Source organism: Streptomyces sp. NPDC018029, assembly GCF_044327655.1.
Lineage (GTDB): Bacteria > Actinomycetota > Actinomycetes > Streptomycetales > Streptomycetaceae > Streptomyces.
Genome location: NZ_JBIRFV010000004.1, coordinates 643,444 through 664,875, shown reverse-complemented (window position 1 = coordinate 664,875; position 21,432 = coordinate 643,444). Strand labels below are relative to the sequence as shown.

Here is a 21,432-nt window from a genome sequence, read left to right as displayed (position 1 = left end):
GCGGCGGACGGGCCATGCTCGGAGAATGCCCTCCCACAACACAGCCGAAGAGCAGCAGGCGGCCCGCCGCCGTGCCGCGTCGCGGGGCGCGACCCACACCCTGCACCGTCCCGTCCTGCACATCCCGCTCACCGAGCGGCTGTCGGCCCTGGCGGCCGCCGCTCCCGAGGTGGTCGGCCCCGACGATCCCACCGACATCTACGGCGACGGTGTCGTCGCCACCCTGGAGAGCGAGGTCGCGCGCCTGCTCGGCAAGGAGGACGCCGCGTTCTTCCCGACCGGGACCATGGCGCAACAGGTCGCACTGCGCTGCTGGGCGGGCCGTACGGGCAACGCGACGGTGGCGCTCCATCCGAAGGCGCACCCCGAGCTTCACGAAGGGGGCGCCTTCTCTGCGGTCAGCGGGCTGCGCACCGTACATCCGACGGGCGAGCCGCGGCTGCCGACCGCGGACGAGGTGCGGGACTTCGAGGAGCCCTTCGGGACGCTGATGCTCGAACTGCCGCTCCGGGACGCGGGTTTCGTCCTGCCGGAGTGGGAGGAGCTGGCGGAGGTCGTGGCGGCGGCACGCGAGAGGGACGCCGTCGTGCACTTCGACGGCGCCCGCCTGTGGGAGTGCACGCCGCACTTCGGGCGCGGCCTCGCGGAGATCGCCGGGCTCGCCGACTCCGTGTACGTGTCGTTCTACAAGTCGCTCGAAGGGCTGAGCGGCGCCGCGCTGGCCGGTCCGCGCACGCTCGTCGAGGAGGCGAGGGTGTGGCGCCACCGCTACGGAGGCCAGCTGTTCCAGCAGTTCCCGACCGCGGTGTCGGCCCTTCTCGGCCTGCGGAACACACTGCCCCGGCTGCCCGAGTACGTCGCCCACGCGCGCGTGGTCGCCGAGGCGCTGCGGGACGGGTTCACGGCCGCCGGGGTGCCCTGGTCGCGCGTGCACCCCGAGCGCCCGCACACCCATCAGTTCCAGGTGTGGCTGCCGTACGCGCCGGACGTCCTGAGCCAGGCCGGCCTCGAGCAGGCCGAGGAGACCGGCACCCTGCTCTTCGGGCGCTGGTTCCCGGACGGGCCGCCGGGCCTCTCGGTCACGGAGGTCACCGTGACCGAGGCGGGCCTGAAGTGGACGGCCGACGACGTCAGGGCAGCGGTCGCGGAGTTCGTGCGACGGATCCCCCGCTGAGCCGGCCGCCGCGGGCGAGCCGGGCCAGGGTGGCGCGGACCCTGCCGCGTGCGGGGCGTCCCGCCACGACGGCGCGGAACCTGCCGTAGTCGCGGACCTCACGGACGGCCTGCCAGTCGTGCGCGCCGGGCGCGGGCGGCGTCGGCCGGCCGTGCTGGGCGGCGCGGTAGGCGTCGAGGAGGTACTGCTGGGTGACGCTCATGACGGTTCACCTTTCTGGATGAATAGTACTTATCGGACAGCGCATGGTCGCGGGAACGGAGCAGGGGGTGGGAGCGAGGGGTGAGGGAAGGGCCGAAGGCTTCAGCGGCTTCGGCGATGACTACAGCCTGCTCCCGCCACCCCGCCCGCGTCGCGTCGATTGACAGCGCTCGTCAATCGACGGCCGCGCTGTCAGTGGCGAGGTGCACCATGGGGCCATGAGCGTGAGCATCGACATCAGCGGGCTGTCCCAGGAGCGGATCCATGTCGCGCCCTCGCCCCTGTCCGAGCTCGGCATGGCGCTGCACGCACTGTCCGAGCCGGGCCACCACCCGGGCCTCCAGGGCTGGGCGACGGCCGTCTCCACGCGCCTGGACCCGCGCCTCGCCGACCGCATGTGCGAGGCCGACTTCCTGTGGCGCACGACGTTCTCCGACGTCTTCGCGCCGTTCGCCGGTCTCCCCGGGCAGAGCGCCCTCCCGGGGGCCACGCTCGCCGAGGAGCTCGACCAGCTGGACAAGCTGACCGACGAACAGTTCGTGGACGCGGCCCTGGAGTTCACCTGCCAGTCGACGTACGCGGAGCCGGACCGCAAGCTCCTCTCCGACCCCGCGGTGCAGCGGCGCGCCCTCGACCTCGCCGCCGCCCGCGGCCCGCACCAGGTCCGCTTCACCAAGCGGCTGCTCGACGACCCGCCGGTCGTCCGCGCGTGGTTCCGCACGCTCCTGGAGGACTGCGACGAGGCGTTCTTCGCCGACACCTGGGCCCGGGTGTCCCATCAACTGGCCGCGGACGCCCGGCACAAGACCGAGCTGCTGCGCCACAAGGGGCTGGCGGAGGCCTTGAAGGCCATCTCCGGAGCGGTGTCCCTGGACGAGGAGGCGCAGCTCATCACCGTCGACAAGATCTCCGTGGGCCGCACCACCACTGGCTCGGGAGGCCTGGTGATCGTCCCGACCAGCCTCGGCTGGCCGCATCTGTGGGTGCTGCACCGCAGGGGCTGGCAGGCGTCGATCACGTATCCGATCAGCGCCCCCGGCCTGACCCACCCGCCCACCGTGGAGCAGCTGACCCGCCGCATGTCCGCGCTCGCCCACCCGGTGCGGATGCGCCTGTGCCGCCACCTCGCGCGCGGCGCGTACACGACGAGCGAGCTGGCCGACGCGCACGGCATGACGGCACCGGAGATATCCCGGCACCTGAGCGTCCTGAAGAAGGCGGAGCTGATCACCACGCGCCGCCGCGGCCGCTATGTCCAGCACCAGCTGGACATCAGCGTCGTGTCGCGCCTGGGCAGCGACTTCATCGAGGGCGTACTGCGCTAGGGCACAGTCCTGGCCGCCCCGCCCGGGCTACGAAGCGCCTCCGGCCCGCACCAGCCCCGTCTCGTACGCCAGGACCACCACCTGCACCCGGTCCCGCAGGCCCAGCTTCGTCAGGATGCGGCCGACGTGCGTCTTCACCGTCGCCTCGGAGAGGACGAGCCGCGCCGCGATCTCGCCGTTCGACAGGCCCTGCGCGACCAGGATCATCACCTCGCGCTCCCGGTCCGTGAGCCGCTCCAGCTGCTTGAGCTGCGGCTGGCCGCCGGTGGTCGGCAGCATCGGCGCGAAGCGGTCGAGGAGCCGCCGCGTGGTGGACGGCGCGACGACGGCGTCGCCGCTGTGCACGGAGCGGATGGCGGCGAGCAGCTCCCCCGGGGGCACGTCCTTGAGCATGAAGCCGGACGCGCCCGCCTTCAGCCCCGAGAAGGCGTACTCGTCGAGGTCGAAGGTGGTCAGGATCAGCACCTTCGGAGGGTTCGCCCCCTGGCAGACGCGGCGGGTCGTCTCCACGCCGTCCAGCTTCGGCATGCGGACGTCCATCAGGACCACGTCGACCTTGGTGGCGCGCAGCACCTCCAGAGCCTCGACGCCGTCGCCCGCCTCCGCGACGACCTCCATGTCCGGCTGGGCGGCGAGCACCATCCGGAACCCGGTGCGCAGCAGCACCTGGTCGTCGACGAGCATCACGCGGATGGACATCAAGGGGGATCCCTTCGGAAGGTTCGTTGGCAGGTCTCAGTGTGCGGGCTCGGGGGGCAGCCGTCAGTGTGCGGGCTTGAGAGGCAGCAGTGCGCTGATCCGGAACCCGCCGCCGGGGCGCGGTCCCGCGTCCAGCGTGCCGCCGACCATGCCGACGCGCTCCCGCATGCCGATCAGCCCGTGCCCGCAACCGTCGGCGCCGCCGTCCTCGTACAGCTCGTGCGGGGCGCCCTTGCCGTCGTCCTCGACCAGCAGCCCGAGGCCGTCGTCGAAGTAGACGAGCCGCACACTCGCCCCGGCGTTCTCGCCGCCGTGCTTGCGGGTGTTGGTGAGCGCCTCCTGGACGATGCGGTACGCGGTGAGCTCCACGCCGCTGGGCAGCGGGCGCGGCGTGCCCTCCACCTTGTAGTCGACGGGCAGGCCGGCCGTGCGCACCTGCTCGATGAGCTCGTCGAGCTGTTCGACGTCGGGCTGCGGGACGTACTCGCCGCTCTCCTCGGGTTCGCCGGTGCGCAGCACGCCGAGCAGCCTGCGCATCTCGGCCAGCGCCTGCCTGCCGGTGCCCGAGATGGTCTCCAGGGCCTTCCTGGCCTGGTCGGGCGCGGCGTCCAGGACGTAGGCGGCGCCGTCGGCCTGGACGACCATCACGGACACGTTGTGCGCGACGACGTCGTGCAGTTCGCGTGCGATGCGGGCCCGCTCGGCCGCCACCGCGACCTTCGACTGCGCCTCGCGCTCCCGCTCCAGGCGGGCGGCGCGCTCCTCCAGCTGGGCGAGGTAGGCCCGGCGGGTGCGGATGGAGTCGCCGAGGACCCAGGCGAGCGCGAAGGGCACGATCTGGAACATCGTGAAGAGGGTCAGTCCGAAGACGCCGGTGTTCTCCTCGGGCCAGCGCATCATCGAAAGCGGCGCCGCGCACAGACCGGCGACCAGCGCGAAGCGGGAGGCCCACCTCTCCCCGTCGGCCGCGGCGGTGTAGACGATCACCAGCATCGCGAAGTTCGCGGGCATCGGTTCCACGTCGAGGACGAGCTGGAGGAAACCGACGACCGCGGCGAGCACCAGCATCTTCTCGGTGGCCCGTCGGCGCAGCATGACCACCAGGAAAAGACCGAGGGCGCAGGGGATCGCCGCCACTCCCGGGTCGCGGCCCTCCGCCTCCGACATCGAGATCAGACCGATCCCGGAGATCCCGAGCAGGACGAAGGCCCAGAAGCCGTCGACCCATGTCGGGTGTCTGCGGAGGAAGTCATAGAGACGCTGCACGTAACCCAGCGTAGGCAGCCCGGCGGCGCCCCCGGGTCAACCGGAGGTCCGATCCGTACCGACTACATGTACTCCCCAAGGTGGAGGCCCCCTTAGCCTGCGGTCTGTGACGAACGACAACGGCGCGGCGCGCGCACCGGCCCCGCGCGCCTGGCGCCGGGCCATGGAGGCCGCCCTGTACGGCCCCGGCGGCTTCTACCGCCGCCCTGAAGGACCGGCCGGGCACTTCCGCACCTCCGTGCACGCCTCGCCCCTTTACGCGGGCGCCGTGGCACGCCTGCTGACCCGTCTGGACGCCGCGCTCGGTCACCCGGACGAGGTGGCCTTCGTGGACATGGGCGCGGGCCGCGGCGAACTGACCGCGGCCGTCCTGGCCGCGCTGCCCCCCGATGTGGCGGCACGCGTGCGCGCGTACGCGGTGGAGCTCGCGGAGCGTCCCGCGGACCTCGACGGGCGCGTCGAGTGGCGGACCGCTCCCCCGGCCGGCGTCACGGGCCTGCTCTTCGCCAACGAGTGGCTGGACAACGTCCCCCTGGACATCGCCGAGGTCGCCGCCGACGGAACCCCGCGCCGCGTCCTCGTGAGCGACGACGGCACCGAGTCCCTGGGCGGCCCCGTCGAGGGCCCCGACGCCGACTGGCTGGCGCGCTGGTGGCCACTGGACGCCGAGCCGGGCCTGCGGGCGGAGATCGGGCGCCCCCGGGACGAGGCGTGGGCGGCGGCCGTGGCGACGCTGACGCGCGGCCTGGCGGTCGCCGTGGACTACGCCCACACCCGGGACGCCCGCCCGCCCTTCGGGACGCTGACGGGCTTCAGAGAGGGCCGCGAGACGGCTCCCGTCCCCGACGGCAGCTGCGACATCACGGCCCACGTGGCGCTCGACGCCTGCGCGTCGGAGGGAGCCGCCCTGCTCACCCAGCGGGCGGCCCTCGGCGGGCTCGGGGTGAGCGGCGCCCGCCCGCCGCTCGCACTCGCCTCCGAGGACCCGGCGGCGTACGTACGCGCCCTCACGCGCGCGGGAGAGGCCGCCGAGCTCACCGCGCCCAGCGGCCTCGGCGACTTCGGATGGCTGCTGCAGCCCGTCGGCGCCGGCCCCACCGGCGCTGCTCTGGACGCCCTGCTCGCCGCTCCGGACGCCCTACTTGTCGATGTCGCCCACCACGAAGAACAGTGATCCCAGGATCGCCACCATGTCCGCGACCAGCTGCCCCGGAAGCAGCTCGGTCAGCGCCTGGATGTTGTTGTATGAGGCCGAGCGCAGCTTCAGGCGGTACGGGGTCTTCTCGCCCTTGCTGACGAGGTAGTAGCCGTTGATGCCGAGAGGGTTCTCGGTCCACGCGTACGTGTGGCCCTCGGGGGCCTTGAGGACCTTCGGGAGGCGCTGGTTGATCGGCCCCTGCGGGAGGTCGGCGAGCCGGTCCAGGCAGGCGTCGGCGAGGTCGAGGGCGTTGTGGGTCTGCTCCAGGAGGCACTCGAAGCGGGCCAGGCAGTCGCCCTCCTCGCGCGTGACGACCTTCAGGGTGTCCTGCAGTTCGGCGTACGCGAGGTACGGCTCGTCCCTGCGCAGGTCGAAGTCGACTCCGGAGGCGCGGGCGATGGGACCGCTCACTCCGTAGGCATGCACCGCCTCCGGCGTGAGGACGCCGACGCCGCGCGTACGGCCCCGGAAGATTTCGTTGCCGAGCACCAGGTTGTCGTACACGTCCATCCGCGAACGCACCGAAGCGACCGCCGCACGCGCGCGTGTCGGCCAGCCGGCGGGCAGATCCTCCTTGAGGCCGCCGACACGGTTGAACATGTAGTGCATACGGCCGCCGGAGATCTCCTCCATCACGTTCTGGAGCTCCTCGCGCTCACGGAACGCGTAGAACACCGGGGTGATGCCGCCCAGTTCGAGGGGGTACGACCCGAGGAACATCAGGTGGTTGAGGACGCGGTTCAGCTCGGCGAGCAGCGTGCGCATCCACACGGCGCGCTCCGGGACCTCCATGCCGAGCATCCGCTCCACGCCGAGGACGACGCCCAGCTCGTTCGAGAACGCCGAGAGCCAGTCGTGCCGGTTGGCCAGCATCACGATCTGCCGGTAGTCCCGCGCCTCGAAGAGCTTCTCCGCACCGCGGTGCATGTAGCCGATGACCGGCTCCGCGTGCTGGATGCGCTCGCCGTCCAGGACCAGGCGGAGGCGGAGCACACCGTGCGTGGACGGGTGCTGGGGGCCGATGTTGAGCACCATGTCGGTGCTCTCCGCCGCGCCGCCGATGCCGAGCGTGGTCTCCGTGGTGGTCTCCGTCGTGGGACTCATGGCCACAGTCTCTCGCACCCGCCGCCGTCCGCGGCCGCCTGTTCCCGGCCCACGCCGCTGTCACCGGACGTACGTACGCTTGGGGCATGGAAACGGGGACGGCGGGGCCCGCAGGACCGGCGGGACAGGGGACGGAGCCGGTGTGGACCGGGCTGCCGCGAGGGCTGCTGAAGCTGCGGCGGCTCCTGCTGGTGGTCTGGCTGGTGCCGCTCGCGGCGGCCGTCGGCGTGCTGCTCGGCCTGGTCGCGGGCCCGGCCTGGGCCGCGTTCGCGCTGCTGCCGCTCGCCGTGCTGGCCTGGGGCTGGCCGGTGCTCGGCCGGAACTGGCGCTCGTGGCGCTACGCGGAGCGCGCCGACGACCTGCTCATCAGCCGGGGCGTGCTCTGGCGCGAGGAGACCGTCGTGCCGTACGGCAGGATGCAACTCGTCGAGGTGACCTCGGGCCCCGTGGAGCGGCGCTTCGGGCTCGCGAGCGTCCAGCTGCACACCGCCGCGGCCGCCACCGACGCGCGCATCCCCGGACTGCTCCCCGAAGAGGCCGAGCGGCTGCGGGACCGCCTGACCGAGCTCGGCGAGGCCCGATCGGCGGGGCTGTGAGCGGGCCGCAGGAGGTGCCGGACAGCACCGCACCGCAGGAGGCGCCGGGCAGCACCGTCCCGCAGGAGGTGCCGGACCGCGTCCCGCAGGAGGTCTCCGAGCGGCGGCTGCACCCTGTCACGCCACTGCGCCGCGCGTGGGCGCCCTTCGCGATCCTCGTGGGCTGGGCGGTCCACGACCCGAACGGCACACAGCAGCGCCTCTCCGAACTGACCGCCACCACCCTGCTCCTCGGCAGCCTCGCGGTGGTCGTCGGCGGTGCCCTCTACGGCTTCCTGAGCTGGTGGTTCACCCACTTCGCGGTCACCGACACCGAGTTGCGCATCCGCACCGGCCTGTTCTTCCGGCGCACCGCCCACATCCGCCTCGACCGGCTCCAGGCGGTCGACGTGACCAGGCCGCTGCTCGCCCGCATCGCGGGAGTCGCCAAGCTCAAGCTGGACGTCGTCGGGGCGGAGAAGAAGGACGAGCTGGCCTATCTCGGCGAGCGGGACGCCACCGAGCTGCGGGCCGAACTCCTCGCGCGGGCAGCCGGTTTCGCCCCCGAGGAGGCCCGCGAGGTCGGTGAGGCGCCCGTGCGGGGCCTGCTGCACGTCCAGCCGCGCGTGCTCGCCCTCTCCCTGCTGCTGACCGGCGCACCCTGGGCGATGCTCCTCGCCGCGACCGTGGTGCCCGCCTTCCTCTGGTTCGCCACGCACAACGTATGGACGGTCCTCGCGACCGCGCTCCCCATGCTGGGCGGCGCCTTCGCGAGCAGCGGCGGCCGCTTCATCAAGGAGTACGACTGGACGGTGGGCGAGTCCCCTGACGGCATCCGCATCGACCACGGGCTGCTCGACAAGGCCCACGAGACCGTGCCGCCCGGCCGGGTGCAGACCGTCCACGTCGTGCAGCCGCTGCTGTGGCGGCGGATGGGCTGGGTGCGCGTCGAGCTGGACGTGGCGGGCTCGTCGAACAGCGTCCTGGTGCCGGTCGCGCCGCGCGAGCATGCCGAGGCGGTCATCGGGCGGGTCCTGCCGGGCGTGCGCGTGCCGGACGCGGCGGACCTCGTGCGGCCGCCCGCGCGCGCGGCGTGGTGCGTGCCGTTCTGGTGGAAGGGTTACGGCCTGTCGGTCACCGACGAGGTCTTCGCGGCCCGCCACGGCCTGCTCAAGCGCCGTCTCTCGCTCGTGCCGCACGCCAAGGTGCAGAGCGTGCGGCTCTCCCAGGGGCCCTGGGAGCGCTACAAGGACGTGGCGGACGTACGGGTGGACACCGGCGCCGACAAGACGGTGACGGCGCGTCTGCGCCCCGCCGAGGAGGCGTCGGCTCTCCTCCAGTCCCAGGCGGACCGCTCCCGCACGGGCCGCAGGGAGGCAGTCCCGGACCGCTGGATGGCGTGAGCCCGACCGGGGGGCTGACCGCTCAACCACAGCGGAGCGTCATGCCCGAAGGGCCGTCCGCAGCTCCGCCACGTCGATCTGTTCCGTCTCGTCGTGGGCCGTCAGGTCGATGACCTGGCCGACGCCCCGCGCGGCGTCCCCTTCGGGGGCGTCCTTGAACTCGCCCTCGGACTCCGCCTTGTGGACCGCGAGGGCCTCCTCGCCCACCACGTCGGCGAGGTCCTCGTTCTGCACGGACTCCAGCGCCGCCGGCGCCACGCTCTTCGTACCGAAGAAGTCGAAGTCGCCCTGGGGCACCTGGCGTCGGGCCTGCACGGGCGGCGCGACGGCGACCGCGCGCTCGTGCCCGGCGTATCCATCGGCCGCCCCGGGCTTCCCCCGCGACTCTTCCTCCGCCTCCGGCGCGGCCCCTGGTGTCGCTTCCGGTTCCGCCCGGGTCGCCGCGCGCGGGGTCATGCGGTCGAGCGCGGCGTTGGCCAGCTGGAACAGCGAGGGGGTGGGGGTCGCGGCAGGAGCCTCCGTACGCGGGGCAGGAGCCTCCGTACGCGGAGCAGGAGTCTCCGTACGCGATGTCGGCACCGGCGCCCCCGCCCGCACCGCGGGCACGAGGTCCTCGGCGCTGGAACCGGCGCCCGATGCCGAGCCGTTGTCCACACCGGCAGCCGAACCGGCAGCCGCCCCGGCCGCCGGCAGCGCGGGCGTCGGGGATGTCGGGGACGTCGCCTCTATGGCGAGCAGCCGCCTGCCCTCCAGGGCGCTGGCCCGCTCCGTCTCCGCGGTGGCGTACCGCCGCAGGAGCGCGGCGTGTTCGTTGCGCAGGGCGGCCAGTTCGGCGCGCTTGGCGCGCAGCTTCGTCTCCAGCTTGCCGCGCAGTTCGCGGGACTCCTCGAGGTCGGCCTCGGCCTCGGCTATCCGTTCCTCGTAACGCCACTCGTCGCTCGCGCGGGCCCGGCCGAGCTCGGCGACGCGCTTGCCGGCCGCCTGGTCCCAGCGGCGCATGACGACCGAGCCGACGACGGCGGCCGCGGCCGCTGCCGCGACGAGCCCGCGGAGCACGACCGGTTCCGCGAACATCCAGGCGCCGCCGGCGCTGAGAATCGATACGCCTGCGACCGCCGAGGGGGGAAGCAGCCTGTGCAGGGGTGGGGAATGGCGGTGACGTCCACGTGGCATGGCCAGAAACTTACCGCGCGTAGGCGAAGTATGCCGCCGCGCCCGGCAAAAAGCAGGCATCGTATCCATAACTCGCCCCTGGTTCCCCACCCCTCTTCTTGATCAACTTCAGATCAGGCCCTTCGACTCCAGATACTCCTTGGCGACATCCGCTTCCTTCTGACGCTCCTCGTCGACCTTCCGGTTGAGTTCGATGAGGTCTTCCGTCGTGAGCGTCTTGGTCAGCTTCCCGAGCGCGGCGGCTATGTCCTTGTCGCCGGCCTCCTTGGCGTTCACCACGGGAAGGATGTTGTCCGCGTTCTGGAGCTTCTTGTCGTCCTCGAGGATGACGAGGTCGTAGTTCTTCAGCGTCCCGTCGGTCGTCGTGGTGAGCACCAACTGGTCCGTGCCGTTCTTCACGGCCTGCTTGGACTGTGTGGTGCCGACGCCCTTGGGGTCGATTCCGGCGACGTCGATGCCGTACTTCTTCTTCAGCCCCGGTGCGCAGAACGGGCGGGACTCGCATTCGTCACCCGCCGCGATCCTGACCTTCTCGCCCGACCTGCCGAGATCCGAGAGGGTCTTGAGCTTGTGCTTCTTCGCGTATTCCTTGGAGACCGCGAACGCGTTCTGGTCGACCGCCTCACCGGCCGGGAGCACCTTCAGCCCCTGCGGCTGCGCGAGCTTCTCCAGCGCGCTCACCGTGGCGTCGAGATCACTGGAGGCGACGCTCTTCGCCTTCGGGCCGTTCTTCTCCAGGTTGAGGAATTCCGCGAGGGTCGCCGCGTATTCGGGCGCGATGTCGATCGTGCCCTTCTTCAGTTCGGGCTTGTAGATCTCGCGGTTCTGCACGGTCTTGACCTGCGCGTCATAACCGGCGTCCGCCAGCACGCCCACATAGAGCTCGGCGAGCACCTTCTGCTCGGTGAACCGCGCCGAACCCACCACGAGCGAGCCCTTCTTGTCACCGCCCGCCTTGTCCGCCCCCTTGCCGTCGTCCTCCAGGCTGTCCCCGCCGCACGCGGCGAGCCCCGCGGTCAGCGCCACGACGGCCGCGGCCGTCCCTGCCATCCGTCGCGCGCGACGCGTTGTGCTGTTCATCGGTGAACCACCATTTCGAAAGCGAAAGGAAGGAAGGAAGGAAGGTGAGGACGGCAGGCATCGGCGCCCGCTCCACCGCGGGCCCCGCCGCGCTACCGCCGCATCGGGTCGAAGAGGCGCCCGGCGATCACCAGGACCCCTTCCACGAGGAGCGCGAGCAGCGCCACGAGGAAGGCGCCCGCGACCACTTGCGGAGTGTTCTGCAGGTTGAACCCGGCCGTGATGATCCGGCCGAGGCCCCCCTCGCCCGCCATCGCGGCGAGCGTGGCCGTCGCGACGACCTGCACGCCGGCGGAGCGGATGCCGGTCATGATCAGCGGATACGCGAGCGGCAGCTCGACCCGCGCGAACAGCTGACCCCCACTCATGCCCATGCCGCGCGCGGCCTCCACCACGGACCGGTCCACCTCGCGCATCCCGAGATAGGCGTTGGTCAGCAGCGGCGGCACGGCGAAGAGCACCAGCGCGATCAGCGTCGGCGCGTCGCCGTGCTCGCCGAGCGGGGTCAACGTGAGCAGGATCAGCAGGGCGAGCGTGGGCACCGCGCGGCCCACGTTCGAGATGTTGACCGCGAGGGCACCGCCCTTGCCGATGTGGCCGAGGTACAGCGCGAGGGGCAGCGCGATGAGGCAGGCGACGGCGAGGCAGACCCCGCTGAAGTAGAGGTGCTCGGCGAGGCGGTGCCACACGCCTTTCTCGCCCTGCCAGTTGGCGCCCGTGGTCAGCCAGTCGTACGCACCGGAGATCGCGTTCATACCGGCTCAGCCACCTTGGCCACGGCGGCCTCGCGTGCCGCCCTGCTCGTCCGTATTCGATGTCGACGGGGTCTCGTCCACGGGGTCAGCCACCGCTGGAGCCCGAGCAGCAGCAGGTCGGCGGTGACGGCGAGGAGGACGCAGAGCACCGACGCCGTGAGCACCTGGGCCTTGAAGGTCGTGTCGAGGCCGTCGAGGATGAGGGTGCCGAGGCCTCCGTAGTCCACGATGGCGCCGACGGTGGTCAGGGCGACCGTCGAGACCGTGGTGATGCGGACGCCGGCCAGCAGGGCGGGCAGCGCGAGCGGCAGCTCGACCTCCCAGAGCAGCCTCAACGGGCCGTACCCCATGCCCTTCGCGGCGTCCCGCGCCTCGTCGGGGACGGCCTGGAGACCGGCCAGGATGTTCCGCACGAGGACCGTGAGGCTGTACAGCACGAGGCCCGTGACGACCAGGGAGACGGAGAGCCCGAAGAAGGGCAGGAGCAGCGAGAACATCGCCAGCGAGGGGATCGAGTACAGCACGGTCGTCACGCCGAGGATCGGTCCCGACAGGAACCGCCAGCGTCGCGCGAGGAGCGCGAGCGGCAGGGCCACGGCGACGCCGATCGCCACGGCGGCGGCGGTGATCCCCACGTGCTGAAGGGTCGCGTCGGTCAACTCCTGGCTGCGGGTACGGAGATACTCCCCGCAGATCCAGTCGTTCCTCACCAGACAGTTCTGCTCGGCCACGCGCCCCACCTCCCCCGAATCCCCGGACGTATGCCGCACACACGTCCCCCCGTGTCTGGCGACCCTAACGCGCGGCACCGACAATCGCAGAGACTCGTCGTACTGCCGCAACACGGCCGTCACGCAGAGCCCGCCACCGCCGTCCACAATGGGGAACCATGATCCGGTTCGAACACGTCACCAAGCGCTACGCGGACGGCACCACGGCCGTCGACGATCTGTCCTTCGAGGTCGCGGAGGGTGAACTGGTCACGCTCGTCGGCCCGTCGGGCTGCGGCAAGACGACGACGATGAAGATGGTGAACCGGCTCATCGAGCCGAGCGAGGGCCGGATCTTCGTCGACGGCGACGACATATCCGGCATCGACCCCGTCCAACTGCGGCGCCGCATCGGCTACGTGATCCAGCAGGTGGGTCTCTTCCCGCACAAGACCGTGCTGGACAACACGGCGACGGTCCCGCATCTCCTGGGCGTGAAGCGCGGCAAGGCCCGTGAGCGCGCCGCCGAACTCCTCGACCTGGTCGGCCTCGACCCCGCCGTCTTCGGCGACCGCTACCCCGAACAGCTCTCCGGCGGGCAGCGCCAACGCGTCGGCGTGGCACGCGCCCTGGCGGCCGACCCGCCGGTCCTCCTGATGGACGAGCCCTTCGGCGCGGTCGACCCGGTCGTCCGCGAGCACCTGCAGAACGAATTCCTCCGCCTCCAGCAGGCCGTGCGCAAGACCGTGCTCTTCGTCACGCACGACATCGAGGAGGCGGTCCGGCTCGGCGACCGCATCGCCGTCTACGGACAGGGCAGCATCGAGCAGTTCGACACGCCCTCCACCGTGCTCGGCGCCCCCGCGAACGACTACGTGGCGGACTTCGTCGGCGCGGACCGCGGCCTGAAGCGGCTCTCCGTGACGCCGATCGAGGAGGGCGACCTGGAACAGCCCCCCGTGGTGCACCTCGACGACCCGCTGCCCAAGGAGCTCGACGCCCGCTGGGCCGTCGTCCTGGACGGCGAGAACAACCTGCACGGCTGGCTGTCGGCGGAGCACGCGCGCGTGGGGAGCGGCACGGTCCGCGAGCACGCCCGCCGCATGGAGGCGTGGCTCCCGGTCGGCGCGAGCCTGAAGCAGGCGTTCGCGACGATGCTGCAGCACGACGCGGGCTGGATCGCCGTCATCGACAAGGACAGCGAGGGGCGCTTCCTGGGCGTACTCACCCCGGCCCGGCTGCACGAGGCGCTGCGCCGCTCGACGGCGGCGGACGCGCGCGACATCGCGCGCGCGGAGGTCGAACTGGAGACGGTGGCGGCCATCGGCACGGACTGATCCCTCAAGTGCCGCTCGGCCGACGGTCGAGCGGTGCCGGCCGACGCTCAAGCGGCGCTCAGCTGAAGCTCAAGTGGCACTCAGCCGCCGCTCAGCCGCCCGCTCATCCACTGCAGCGTCGCGGGGATCTCCCTGCGCCACGTGTTGAAGTTGTGCCCACCGCTTTCGAGGGTGATCGACGAGACGCGCGTAGGCGCCTTCACCTTGTCGATGAACTTCAGGGTGTCGCGGTAGTTGTCCTCGCCCTTCTTGCTGCTGGTCACCAGGAGGGACGTCTTGGGCGCCGGCATGTGGTCGAGGTACCACATCAGGTCGGCGCGCCGCTCCAGCTCCTTGTCGCCGTGGAAGAGATCGCCGGTGGTGACGTCGATGGGCGCCTTGTAGTACGCGGACAGGCCCGCCCCCGCGCCGTACGCGTCGGGGTGGTGCATGGCGAGCTTCAGGGCGCAGTAGCCGCCCGTCGAGTCACCGATGACGCCCCAGTTCTGCCCTTTGGCGCCCACCCTGTAGTGGTCCGATATCGCCGCCGGCAGGTCCTTGGCGAAGAACGTCTCGGTCTGCGGCCCGCCGGGGACGTCCACGCACTCCGTGTCACGCGGCGGCGCCACCGTCGGCCGCATCATGACCAGGATCATCGGCTGCATCTTGCCCTCGGCGGACAGCCGGTGGGCGGTCTGCGGGTAGTGGAGCCCTTTGATGAGCGCCTCCGCGGTGCCCGGGTAGCCGGTGAGCGCCACGGCCGCGGGGAACTTCCGGTCCTTGTACTGGGGCTGGAAGTACTCCGGCGGCAGGTAGACGTAGGCGGGGCTGGCTATCTTCGACTGCTGGCCGCTGACCTCGATCTTCTGGATCTGGCCGCCGGTCACGGTCCTGCTGCCGCCCGGCACGTTCACGGTCTGGGTGTCGACGACCTTGACGGGCCCTGCTCCTTTGGCCGGATCGTGGTCGACCACCAGTCCGGGCGCCGTCTCCTGGCCGAAGAGGTCGGCCCACGTGGCGTAGAAGCCGAAGGCCTGGTTGGCCGCGAGGCCCACCGACGCGAAGACCGCGACCTGGGTGGCGAGGAGCAGCCCGACGCGGCCGGTGACCGCCTTCCAGCTGCGGCGGGCGAGCCGCGGCCAGAGCCAGATCGTGCCGATGAAGAGCAGTACGGCCAGCAAGACCGCAAGGGCGAGTACCGTGTTGCTCGTGAGACCCATGGGGTGTTCTGCCTGCGCTTTCTACCTTTGCCGGGCACATGCCTCGGCTTGACCGGACCCGGGACCGGGCCTGCCGACGCGAGCCGGGGGCCTTGCCAGAGCTTTTCCAGCGGTTTCCGGTCGGGAATGAACCCGTCTACCCGAAGGACCGTCCTAGAGGGGGCAATGTTGCCGGATGCCTCTTTGGCACCGGGTTAAAGCTCTCTCGCAGAACTACGGGATGCGATGTCTGTCAGGATAGATGGGGAAATGTCGGGCGGGGTTCCGAGCAGTGAGGTGCGCCACCGTGACAGCCGGCTCCGCCGGATACTGCGGGGTCCGCGCCCCGAGGCCGTGCCGGCCCTCGTCGCGAGAGCCTGCGCCCTCGTCGGCCTGCTGAACGTCGCGGCAGGTGTCTTCCCCCGCTTCCGGTACAGCCGCATGCACGCCATCGCCGAGGTGCTGCCCGGCGCTCTCGGCCCCTTCGCCGCCGCCCTCGCGCTGAGCTCAGGCATCCTGCTGCTCCTGCTCGCGCACGGCCTGCGGCGCCACAAGCGGCGCGCCTGGCGGGCCGCCGTGGTGCTGCTGCCCGCGGGTGCCGTGGCGCAGTTCGGGTACCGGCACTCGGTCGTCGGCGTCGTGATCTCACTCGCGCTGCTCGCGCTTCTGTTGCGCCATCGGAGTGAGTTCACCGCCCTCCCCGACCCCCGCAGCCGCTGGCGGGCCCTGGCCAACTTCGTCCTCCTCGGTGCCGGATCGATTCTGCTCGGTCTCGTGATCGTCAGCGTGCATCCCGGGAAGGTCATCGGGGACCCGAGCATCACGGAGCGCCTGGAGCACGTCCTCTACGGACTCTTCGGCTTCGAAGGACCCGTCGACTACTACGGACGCACGTCCTGGACGGTCGGTTTCTCCCTCGGCGCCCTCGGCATGCTCACCGCCCTCACCACCATCTACCTGGCCTTCCGCCCCGAGCACCCGGCCGCCCGGCTCACCGAGGACGACGAGACGAAGCTGCGCGCGCTGCTCGACAAGCACGGCGGCCGCGACTCCCTCGGCCACTTCGCGCTCCGCCGCGACAAGGGCGTCGTCTTCTCCCCCAGCGGCAAGGCCGCCGTCACCTACCGCGTCGTCTCCGGAGTGATGCTCGCCAGCGGCGACCCGATCGGCGACGTCGAGGCCTGGCCCGGCGCGATCGAGCGCTTCATGGACGAGGCGAAGGCCCACTCCTGGACGCCCGCCGTCATGGGCTGCTCCGAGACCGGCGGCGAGGTCTGGACCCGCGAGACCGGCCTCGACGCCCTCGAACTGGGTGACGAGGCGGTGGTGGACGTCGCGGATTTCTCCCTGTCCGGGCGTGCGATGCGCAACGTACGCCAGATGGTCAAGCGGATCGAGCGCAATGGCTACGAGACGCGCGTACGGCGCATCCGTGACCTGGGCGAACAGGAACTCGCCAAGATCCAGCGCGCCTCCGACGACTGGCGCGGCACCGACACCGAGCGCGGCTTCTCCATGGCGCTCGGCCGCATCGGAGACCCGGACGACGGCGACTGTCTGATCGCCACCGCCCACAAGGCCGACGAGGAGCCGGGCCCCTACGGCGACCTGAAGGCTGTCCTCCACTTCGTCCCGTGGGGCAAGGACGGCGTCTCCCTCGACCTCATGCGCCGCGACCGCGCCGCCGACCCCGGCATGAACGAGCTGCTCATCGTCGCCGCCCTGCAGGCCGCCCCGAAGCTCGGCATCGCGCGCGTGTCCCTCAACTTCGCGATGTTCCGCGCGGCCCTCGCCCGCGGCGAGAAGATCGGCGCGGGCCCGGTCCTGCGCGCCTGGCGCGGCCTGCTGGTCTTCCTCTCCCGCTGGTTCCAGATCGAGTCCCTGTACAAGTTCAACGCGAAGTTCCGCCCCCGCTGGGAGCCCCGCTTCGTCGTCTACCGCTCCAGCAAGGACCTCCCCCGCATCGGCTTCGCCGCCATGCAGGCCGAGGGCTTCGTCACGCTGGCGCTCCCCCGCTTCCTGCGCAGGGGCACCCCGCAGCGCCGCCCCTGCCCGCACCAGAGCGCGGAACGTGAGATGCAGGCGGCGTAACACGTCCCCGTCCGGGCCTAGGCTGGAGGTATGAGTACGTTGCGCGGGCGGGGATCGGTCCAGGGGCTGCCGGAGTGGGACCGCTGTGCGGTCATGGGCGTGGTGAACGTGACGCCGGACTCCTTCTCCGACGGCGGCCGCTGGTTCGACACGACGGCCGCCGTCAAGCACGGCATCGACCTGGTCGAGCAGGGCGCCGACCTCGTCGACGTCGGCGGCGAGTCCACCCGGCCCGGCGCCACCCGCGTCGACGAGGACGAGGAGCTCAAGCGCGTCGTCCCCGTCGTGCGGGGCCTGGCCGCCGAGGGCGTCACGGTCTCCGTGGACACCATGCGGGCCACCGTCGCCGAGCAGGCACTCGCCGCGGGCGCCGTCCTCGTCAACGACGTCAGCGGCGGTCTCGCCGACCCGCGCATGGTCCCCGCCGTCGCCGCCGCCGGAGCGCCCTTCGTGGTCATGCACTGGCGCGGCTTCCTCACCGACATCCACGCCAAGCCGGTCTACGAGAACGTGGTCTCCGAAGTCGTCGACGAGCTCCACGCACGCGTGGCGGCCGCCATCGAGGGCGGCATCGCCCCCGAGCGCATCGTCGTCGACCCGGGCCTCGGCTTCTCCAAGGAGGCCGAGCACGACCTGGCGCTCCTGGCCCGCCTCGACCGGCTGCGCGAGCTCGGCCACCCGATCCTGGTCGCCGCCTCCCGCAAGCGTTTCCTCGGCCGGGTCCTCGCGGGCCCGGAGGGCGCCCCGCCGCCCGCGCGCGAGCGCGACGCCGCCACCGCCGCGGTCTCCGCCATCGCCGCCCACCAGGGCGCCTGGGCGGTCCGCGTGCACGAGGTGCGGGCGACGGCCGACGCGGTCCGTGTCGCCCGCGCCGTCACAGGCGCCGCGGGCGGCCACCGGTGACCGCGGCCGGCACCGACATCGAGCAGGTCGAGCGCGCCAACACCGCCTTCTACGAAGCGCTGGAACGCGGCGACTTCGACGAGGTGTCCGACCTGTGGCTGGACTCCGGGGACACCACAGGACACGCGGACGGCACCGACGGCCCGGACGACGGAGAGGACACAGAGGACGCGGCGGGCGACGCCGTCTCCTGCGTCCACCCCGGCTGGCCGGTCCTCACGGGCCGCGGCGAGGTCCTCAGGTCGTACGCCCTGATCATGGCGAACACGGAGTACATCCAGTTCTTCCTCACCGACTTGAAGGTCGGCGTGGCGGGCGACACCGCCCTGGTGACGTGCACCGAGAACATCCTCAGCGGCGGCCCGCCCCCGGAGGGCGGCGGCGAGCTCGGTCCGCTCGTCGGCCAGCTCGTGGTCGCCACGAACGTGTTCCGCCGCACACCCGACGGCTGGAAGCTGTGGTCGCACCACGCGTCCCCGGTACTGGCCGAAACCGACGACGAAGAGGACGACGAGACCCCGTCCTGAGTGGGTAGGCGCGGTTCGACAGACGTGCGACGCGGCGGCCCACGGGCCCCTCGGGCGAACACTGTCAGTGCTCGCAGGTAGATTCGAACGAGGCTGGTGTGCCGACCGCACTCGGTGCAGGCCTGCCGATACCGACGATTGCAGGAGTGATTCGCGTGGATCGTGTCGCGCTGCGCGGCCTCAAGGCCCGCGGGCACCACGGTGTCTACCCGCGGGAGCGCGAAGAGGGCCAGACCTTCATCGTGGACCTGGTGCTCGGCCTGGACACGCGAGCGGCCGCGGCCGACGACGACCTGGCGAAGACCGTGCACTACGGAATCGTGGCCGAGGAGGTCGTGGCGGTCGTCGAGGGCGACCCCGTCGACCTCATCGAGACGCTCGCCGAGCGCATCGCCCAGGCGTGTCTGAAGCACGACGGAGTTCTGGAGGTCGAGGTGTGCGTGCACAAGCCGGACGCCCCGATCACCGTCCCGTTCGACGACGTGACCGTCACCATCACCCGGAGCCGAGTATGACTGCGCCCTTCAAAGCGGGTCAGAGCGACCCCACCGTCCAGCCGGTGCCCACCTCCGTGGTCGAACAGGTCGATGCGGCGGACACCACCCTGTCCAACCCCAAGCGCGCCGTGATCTCCCTCGGCAGCAACCTCGGCAACCGCCTGGAGACGCTCCAGGGCGCCGTCGACGCCCTGGAGGACACCCCCGGCCTGCGGGTCAAGGCGGTCTCCCCGGTGTACGAGACCGAGCCCTGGGGCGTCGACCCCGGCAGCCAGCCCTCGTACTTCAACGCGGTCGTCGTGGTGAAGACGACCCTGCCGCCCGCCTCGCTCCTGGAGCGCGCGCAGGCCGTCGAGGAGGCCTTCCACCGCGTCCGGGACGAGCGCTGGGGCCCGCGCACGATCGACGTGGACATCGTGGCGTACGCCGACGTGGTCTCCGACGACCCGGCGCTCACGCTGCCCCACCCGCGCGCGCACGAGCGTGCCTTCGTCCTCGCCCCCTGGCACGACGTGGAGCCCGAGGCCCAGCTGACGGGCCGCGGCCCGGTGGCGCAGCTGCTGGCCGCGGTCACCCGCGAGGGCGTCGCGCCCCGCGCCGACCTGGAACTCCGACTGCCCGAGTAGACGTTGGAAGGCGGTCGAGGCAATCAAGCGGTCGAGGCAATCAAGCCGATGAAGGGTCATCCGTGAAGCAACTGCGCATCAGGACGCTGGCCGGCCTCTTTCTCGCGGCCGGAGTGCTGTCCTGGTCGGGCGCCCGCCTGTGGGACTCCGTCGGCACGCTGCCGCGCGTCCCGCTGGCCGCGCCCATCGTGCTCGCGGTCATCGCCGTCGTCCTGCTGGCGACGGCGCTCTCGCTGCGTTCACGCCTGCGTGCCCAGCGCGAGCGCCGTCCCGGCGCGAAGGGCGTCGATCCGATGATGGCGGCCCGTGCCGTGGTCTTCGGCCAGGCCAGCGCCCTGGTCGCGGCCCTCGTCGCCGGGATGTACGGCGGGACGGGCGTGTTCCTGCTGGAGTTCCTCGACATCCCGCCCCGCCGCGACCAGGCGGTGTACGCCGGGCTCTCCGTCCTCATGGGCATCGCGGTGATAGCGGCCGCCTTCTTCATGGAGCGCGTCTGCAAGCTCCCCGATGACGACGACGAGAACGGAGAGGCGGCCCCGGCCGCATAGGCCCCGGCCCCATAGGACGGCCGCTACAGCAGCGTGCCGCCCTCGACCTCCGTCTCCTCCAGGATGCGGCCCAGACGCGCGAGGACGTCGGCGTCCAGCCGCACGTGCGCCGCCGCGAGGTTCTCCTCGATGTGCTTCGGCGTGCGGCTGCCGGGGATCGGCACCACGTTCGGGTCCTGGTGCAGCAGCCAGGCCAGCGCCAGCTGCGCCGGAGTGATGCCGAGCTCCTCCGCGACGCCCCGCACGGGCGCGAAGCGGTCGTTGTTCGCCTTCAGGTTCGCCGCGTCGAAACGCGGCGCGTTCTGCCGGAAGTCGCCCTCCGCGACCCGGCCGACCGTGCCGGTGAGGAACCCGGCGCCCAGCGGCGACCACGGCACGAGCCCGACGCCCAGCTCACGTGCCGTCGCGAGCAGTTCCGGCTCGGCAGGCTTCCACATCGACCACTCGATCTGCACCGCCGCCACGGGGTGCACGGCGTGCGCCGCCCGCAGCTGGCCGGCCGTCACGTTCGAGAGCCCCAGGTGCCGCACGAGCCCCTCACGGACCAGCTCGGCAACCGCCCCGACGGTGTCCTCCAGGGGCACCTGCGGGTCCGGGAAGTGCGGGTAGTAGAGGTCGATGTAGTCCGTCTCCAGCCCCCGCAGGCTCGCCTCGGCATAGCCGCGTACGTGCTTGGGGTCGGCGTTGACCGCCAGCTCCCCGAAGGCGTACCCGATGGGGAAGGGGTGCGGCTCCACGCCCTCCGGCAGCCTGAAGCCGAACTTGGTGGCTATCGCGACCTGATCGCGGCGCCCTCTCAGGGCCCTGCCGATGAGCCGCTCATTGTGTCCGTCGGCCCCGTACCCGTCGGAGGTGTCGATGATCGTGGCGCCCGCGTCGACCGCCGCGAGGAGCGCCCGCTCGGCGCGCTCGTCGTCGATCTCGCCGTACACGCCCGGGGACAGCACCATCGCGCCGTAGCCGAGGGCGGAGACCTCCAGGCCGCCGAGCTTGCGGACGGGCAGGGACCGGTTGCTTGTCTCAGTCATGCGCCCAGTCTTTCGGCCGCTGCCCGCGCCCGCC

At 71.8% G+C, this 21,432-nt stretch carries 22 protein-coding genes; 12 read left to right on the top strand and 10 right to left on the bottom strand.

Annotation, left to right across the window (positions count from 1 at the left end; genetic code table 11):
* The first annotated feature begins 25 nt into the window (after nt 1-25).
* Entirely contained in the window at nt 26-1,174 is a 1,149-nt protein-coding gene (locus tag ACH4D5_RS15950; RefSeq protein ID WP_398302504.1) for a threonine aldolase family protein, read from the top strand.
* Here the strand turns inward: ACH4D5_RS15950 and ACH4D5_RS15945 are convergent.
* On the bottom strand, nt 1,131-1,376 hold the full coding sequence (locus ACH4D5_RS15945) for a hypothetical protein (protein ID WP_398302502.1): 246 nt from the start codon (nt 1,374-1,376) through the stop codon (nt 1,131-1,133). The two genes, ACH4D5_RS15950 and ACH4D5_RS15945, sit on opposite strands and share 44 nt — an antisense overlap.
* A gap of 217 nt (nt 1,377-1,593) precedes the next feature.
* Here ACH4D5_RS15945 and ACH4D5_RS15940 point away from each other — a divergent pair, with 217 nt between their 5' ends.
* Nucleotides 1,594-2,700, top strand: coding sequence for a DUF5937 family protein (locus tag ACH4D5_RS15940; RefSeq protein ID WP_398302501.1), 1,107 nt, complete (start codon nt 1,594-1,596; stop codon nt 2,698-2,700).
* 27 nt (nt 2,701-2,727) lie between these two features.
* Here ACH4D5_RS15940 and ACH4D5_RS15935 read toward each other — a convergent pair whose 3' ends face one another.
* Together ACH4D5_RS15935 and ACH4D5_RS15930 are read right to left on the bottom strand one after the other, a co-directional pair.
* The gene (locus ACH4D5_RS15935; RefSeq protein ID WP_398302499.1) at nt 2,728-3,399 is read right to left on the bottom strand and encodes a response regulator; all 672 of its coding nucleotides are present in this window, start codon (nt 3,397-3,399) and stop codon (nt 2,728-2,730) included.
* A gap of 63 nt (nt 3,400-3,462) precedes the next feature.
* Nucleotides 3,463-4,665, bottom strand: a complete 1,203-nt coding sequence (locus ACH4D5_RS15930; RefSeq protein WP_398302497.1) for a sensor histidine kinase — start codon at nt 4,663-4,665, stop codon at nt 3,463-3,465.
* A gap of 163 nt (nt 4,666-4,828) precedes the next feature.
* Here ACH4D5_RS15930 and ACH4D5_RS15925 point away from each other — a divergent pair, with 163 nt between their 5' ends.
* Nucleotides 4,829-5,839, top strand: a complete 1,011-nt coding sequence (locus ACH4D5_RS15925) for an SAM-dependent methyltransferase (RefSeq protein WP_398302648.1) — start codon at nt 4,829-4,831, stop codon at nt 5,837-5,839.
* Here ACH4D5_RS15925 and ACH4D5_RS15920 read toward each other — a convergent pair.
* The gene (locus ACH4D5_RS15920; protein WP_398302495.1) at nt 5,804-6,967 is read right to left on the bottom strand and encodes an NADH-quinone oxidoreductase subunit D; all 1,164 of its coding nucleotides are present in this window, start codon (nt 6,965-6,967) and stop codon (nt 5,804-5,806) included. The two genes, ACH4D5_RS15925 and ACH4D5_RS15920, sit on opposite strands and share 36 nt — an antisense overlap.
* Before the next feature lie 86 nt (nt 6,968-7,053).
* Between ACH4D5_RS15920 and ACH4D5_RS15915 the strand changes: the two genes are divergently transcribed.
* Together ACH4D5_RS15915 and ACH4D5_RS15910 are read left to right on the top strand one after the other, a co-directional pair.
* A complete protein-coding gene (locus ACH4D5_RS15915) occupies nt 7,054-7,563 on the top strand; it encodes a PH domain-containing protein (RefSeq protein ID WP_398302493.1) in 510 nt (169 codons plus the stop codon).
* A 68-nt stretch (nt 7,564-7,631) separates the two neighbouring features.
* Nucleotides 7,632-8,945, top strand: coding sequence for a PH domain-containing protein (locus ACH4D5_RS15910; RefSeq protein WP_398302646.1), 1,314 nt, complete (start codon nt 7,632-7,634; stop codon nt 8,943-8,945).
* A gap of 39 nt (nt 8,946-8,984) precedes the next feature.
* Here ACH4D5_RS15910 and ACH4D5_RS15905 read toward each other — a convergent pair whose 3' ends face one another.
* The 4 genes from ACH4D5_RS15905 to ACH4D5_RS15890 all read right to left on the bottom strand — a co-directional run bounded on the left by ACH4D5_RS15905 (nt 8,985) and on the right by ACH4D5_RS15890 (nt 12,684).
* Nucleotides 8,985-10,118: a hypothetical protein gene (locus ACH4D5_RS15905; protein ID WP_398302491.1), complete on the bottom strand. Its 1,134-nt coding sequence runs from the start codon at nt 10,116-10,118 to the stop codon at nt 8,985-8,987.
* A gap of 108 nt (nt 10,119-10,226) precedes the next feature.
* Nucleotides 10,227-11,198, bottom strand: coding sequence for an ABC transporter substrate-binding protein (locus ACH4D5_RS15900; protein WP_398302489.1), 972 nt, complete (start codon nt 11,196-11,198; stop codon nt 10,227-10,229).
* A gap of 92 nt (nt 11,199-11,290) precedes the next feature.
* Nucleotides 11,291-11,953, bottom strand: a complete 663-nt coding sequence (locus tag ACH4D5_RS15895; RefSeq protein WP_398302487.1) for an ABC transporter permease — start codon at nt 11,951-11,953, stop codon at nt 11,291-11,293.
* Nucleotides 11,950-12,684 carry an ABC transporter permease gene (locus ACH4D5_RS15890; RefSeq protein WP_398302485.1) on the bottom strand — a complete coding sequence of 245 codons (735 nt, stop codon included), beginning with the start codon at nt 12,682-12,684 and terminating at the stop codon, nt 11,950-11,952. Before ACH4D5_RS15890 ends, ACH4D5_RS15895 begins: the two co-directional genes overlap by 4 nt.
* A gap of 158 nt (nt 12,685-12,842) precedes the next feature.
* Here ACH4D5_RS15890 and ACH4D5_RS15885 point away from each other — a divergent pair, with 158 nt between their 5' ends.
* Entirely contained in the window at nt 12,843-14,000 is a 1,158-nt protein-coding gene (locus tag ACH4D5_RS15885; RefSeq protein WP_398302483.1) for an ABC transporter ATP-binding protein, read from the top strand.
* Nucleotides 14,001-14,080: 80 nt separating this feature from the next.
* Here the strand turns inward: ACH4D5_RS15885 and ACH4D5_RS15880 are convergent, their stop codons facing one another.
* Nucleotides 14,081-15,199: an alpha/beta hydrolase gene (locus ACH4D5_RS15880; RefSeq protein WP_398302481.1), complete on the bottom strand. Its 1,119-nt coding sequence runs from the start codon at nt 15,197-15,199 to the stop codon at nt 14,081-14,083.
* Nucleotides 15,200-15,448: 249 nt separating this feature from the next.
* Here ACH4D5_RS15880 and ACH4D5_RS15875 point away from each other — a divergent pair, with 249 nt between their 5' ends.
* From ACH4D5_RS15875 to ACH4D5_RS15850, 6 genes are all read left to right on the top strand, one after another.
* Nucleotides 15,449-17,269: a phosphatidylglycerol lysyltransferase domain-containing protein gene (locus ACH4D5_RS15875; RefSeq protein WP_398302479.1), complete on the top strand. Its 1,821-nt coding sequence runs from the start codon at nt 15,449-15,451 to the stop codon at nt 17,267-17,269.
* Between the two features lie 30 nt (nt 17,270-17,299).
* Entirely contained in the window at nt 17,300-18,172 is an 873-nt protein-coding gene (gene folP, locus ACH4D5_RS15870) for a dihydropteroate synthase (RefSeq protein WP_398302477.1), read from the top strand.
* Nucleotides 18,169-18,699: a nuclear transport factor 2 family protein gene (locus tag ACH4D5_RS15865; RefSeq protein ID WP_398302475.1), complete on the top strand. Its 531-nt coding sequence runs from the start codon at nt 18,169-18,171 to the stop codon at nt 18,697-18,699. Before folP ends, ACH4D5_RS15865 begins: the two co-directional genes overlap by 4 nt.
* A 155-nt stretch (nt 18,700-18,854) precedes the next feature.
* Nucleotides 18,855-19,214: a dihydroneopterin aldolase gene (gene folB, locus ACH4D5_RS15860; protein ID WP_062771561.1), complete on the top strand. Its 360-nt coding sequence runs from the start codon at nt 18,855-18,857 to the stop codon at nt 19,212-19,214.
* A complete protein-coding gene (gene folK / locus ACH4D5_RS15855) occupies nt 19,211-19,822 on the top strand; it encodes a 2-amino-4-hydroxy-6-hydroxymethyldihydropteridine diphosphokinase (protein ID WP_398302473.1) in 612 nt (203 codons plus the stop codon). Before folB ends, folK begins: the two co-directional genes overlap by 4 nt.
* 62 nt (nt 19,823-19,884) lie before the next feature.
* On the top strand, nt 19,885-20,370 hold the full coding sequence (locus ACH4D5_RS15850) for a DUF3180 domain-containing protein (protein ID WP_398302471.1): 486 nt from the start codon (nt 19,885-19,887) through the stop codon (nt 20,368-20,370).
* A gap of 23 nt (nt 20,371-20,393) precedes the next feature.
* Here the strand turns inward: ACH4D5_RS15850 and ACH4D5_RS15845 are convergent, their stop codons facing one another.
* Nucleotides 20,394-21,398 (bottom strand): aldo/keto reductase, encoded by a 1,005-nt coding sequence (locus ACH4D5_RS15845; protein WP_398302469.1) that lies wholly within the window; start codon nt 21,396-21,398, stop codon nt 20,394-20,396.
* Between the last annotated feature and the right edge of the window lie 34 nt (nt 21,399-21,432).

What these genes read in the sequence shown, in the direction of transcription:
- ACH4D5_RS15950 (WP_398302504.1), top strand. Translation starts at nt 26, where the DNA reads ATGCCCTCCCACAACACAGCCGAAGAGCAGCAGGCGGCCCGCCGCCGT.
- ACH4D5_RS15945 (WP_398302502.1), bottom strand. Translation starts at nt 1,376, where the DNA reads ATGAGCGTCACCCAGCAGTACCTCCTCGACGCCTACCGCGCCGCCCAG.
- ACH4D5_RS15940 (WP_398302501.1), top strand. Translation starts at nt 1,594, where the DNA reads ATGAGCGTGAGCATCGACATCAGCGGGCTGTCCCAGGAGCGGATCCAT.
- ACH4D5_RS15935 (WP_398302499.1), bottom strand. Translation starts at nt 3,399, where the DNA reads ATGTCCATCCGCGTGATGCTCGTCGACGACCAGGTGCTGCTGCGCACC.
- ACH4D5_RS15925 (WP_398302648.1), top strand. Translation starts at nt 4,829, where the DNA reads ATGGAGGCCGCCCTGTACGGCCCCGGCGGCTTCTACCGCCGCCCTGAA.
- ACH4D5_RS15920 (WP_398302495.1), bottom strand. Translation starts at nt 6,967, where the DNA reads ATGAGTCCCACGACGGAGACCACCACGGAGACCACGCTCGGCATCGGC.
- ACH4D5_RS15915 (WP_398302493.1), top strand. Translation starts at nt 7,054, where the DNA reads ATGGAAACGGGGACGGCGGGGCCCGCAGGACCGGCGGGACAGGGGACG.
- ACH4D5_RS15905 (WP_398302491.1), bottom strand. Translation starts at nt 10,118, where the DNA reads ATGCCACGTGGACGTCACCGCCATTCCCCACCCCTGCACAGGCTGCTT.
- ACH4D5_RS15900 (WP_398302489.1), bottom strand. Translation starts at nt 11,198, where the DNA reads ATGAACAGCACAACGCGTCGCGCGCGACGGATGGCAGGGACGGCCGCG.
- ACH4D5_RS15895 (WP_398302487.1), bottom strand. Translation starts at nt 11,953, where the DNA reads ATGAACGCGATCTCCGGTGCGTACGACTGGCTGACCACGGGCGCCAAC.
- ACH4D5_RS15885 (WP_398302483.1), top strand. Translation starts at nt 12,843, where the DNA reads ATGATCCGGTTCGAACACGTCACCAAGCGCTACGCGGACGGCACCACG.
- ACH4D5_RS15880 (WP_398302481.1), bottom strand. Translation starts at nt 15,199, where the DNA reads ATGGGTCTCACGAGCAACACGGTACTCGCCCTTGCGGTCTTGCTGGCC.
- ACH4D5_RS15875 (WP_398302479.1), top strand. Translation starts at nt 15,449, where the DNA reads ATGTCGGGCGGGGTTCCGAGCAGTGAGGTGCGCCACCGTGACAGCCGG.
- folP (WP_398302477.1), top strand. Translation starts at nt 17,300, where the DNA reads ATGAGTACGTTGCGCGGGCGGGGATCGGTCCAGGGGCTGCCGGAGTGG.
- folK (WP_398302473.1), top strand. Translation starts at nt 19,211, where the DNA reads ATGACTGCGCCCTTCAAAGCGGGTCAGAGCGACCCCACCGTCCAGCCG.
- ACH4D5_RS15845 (WP_398302469.1), bottom strand. Translation starts at nt 21,398, where the DNA reads ATGACTGAGACAAGCAACCGGTCCCTGCCCGTCCGCAAGCTCGGCGGC.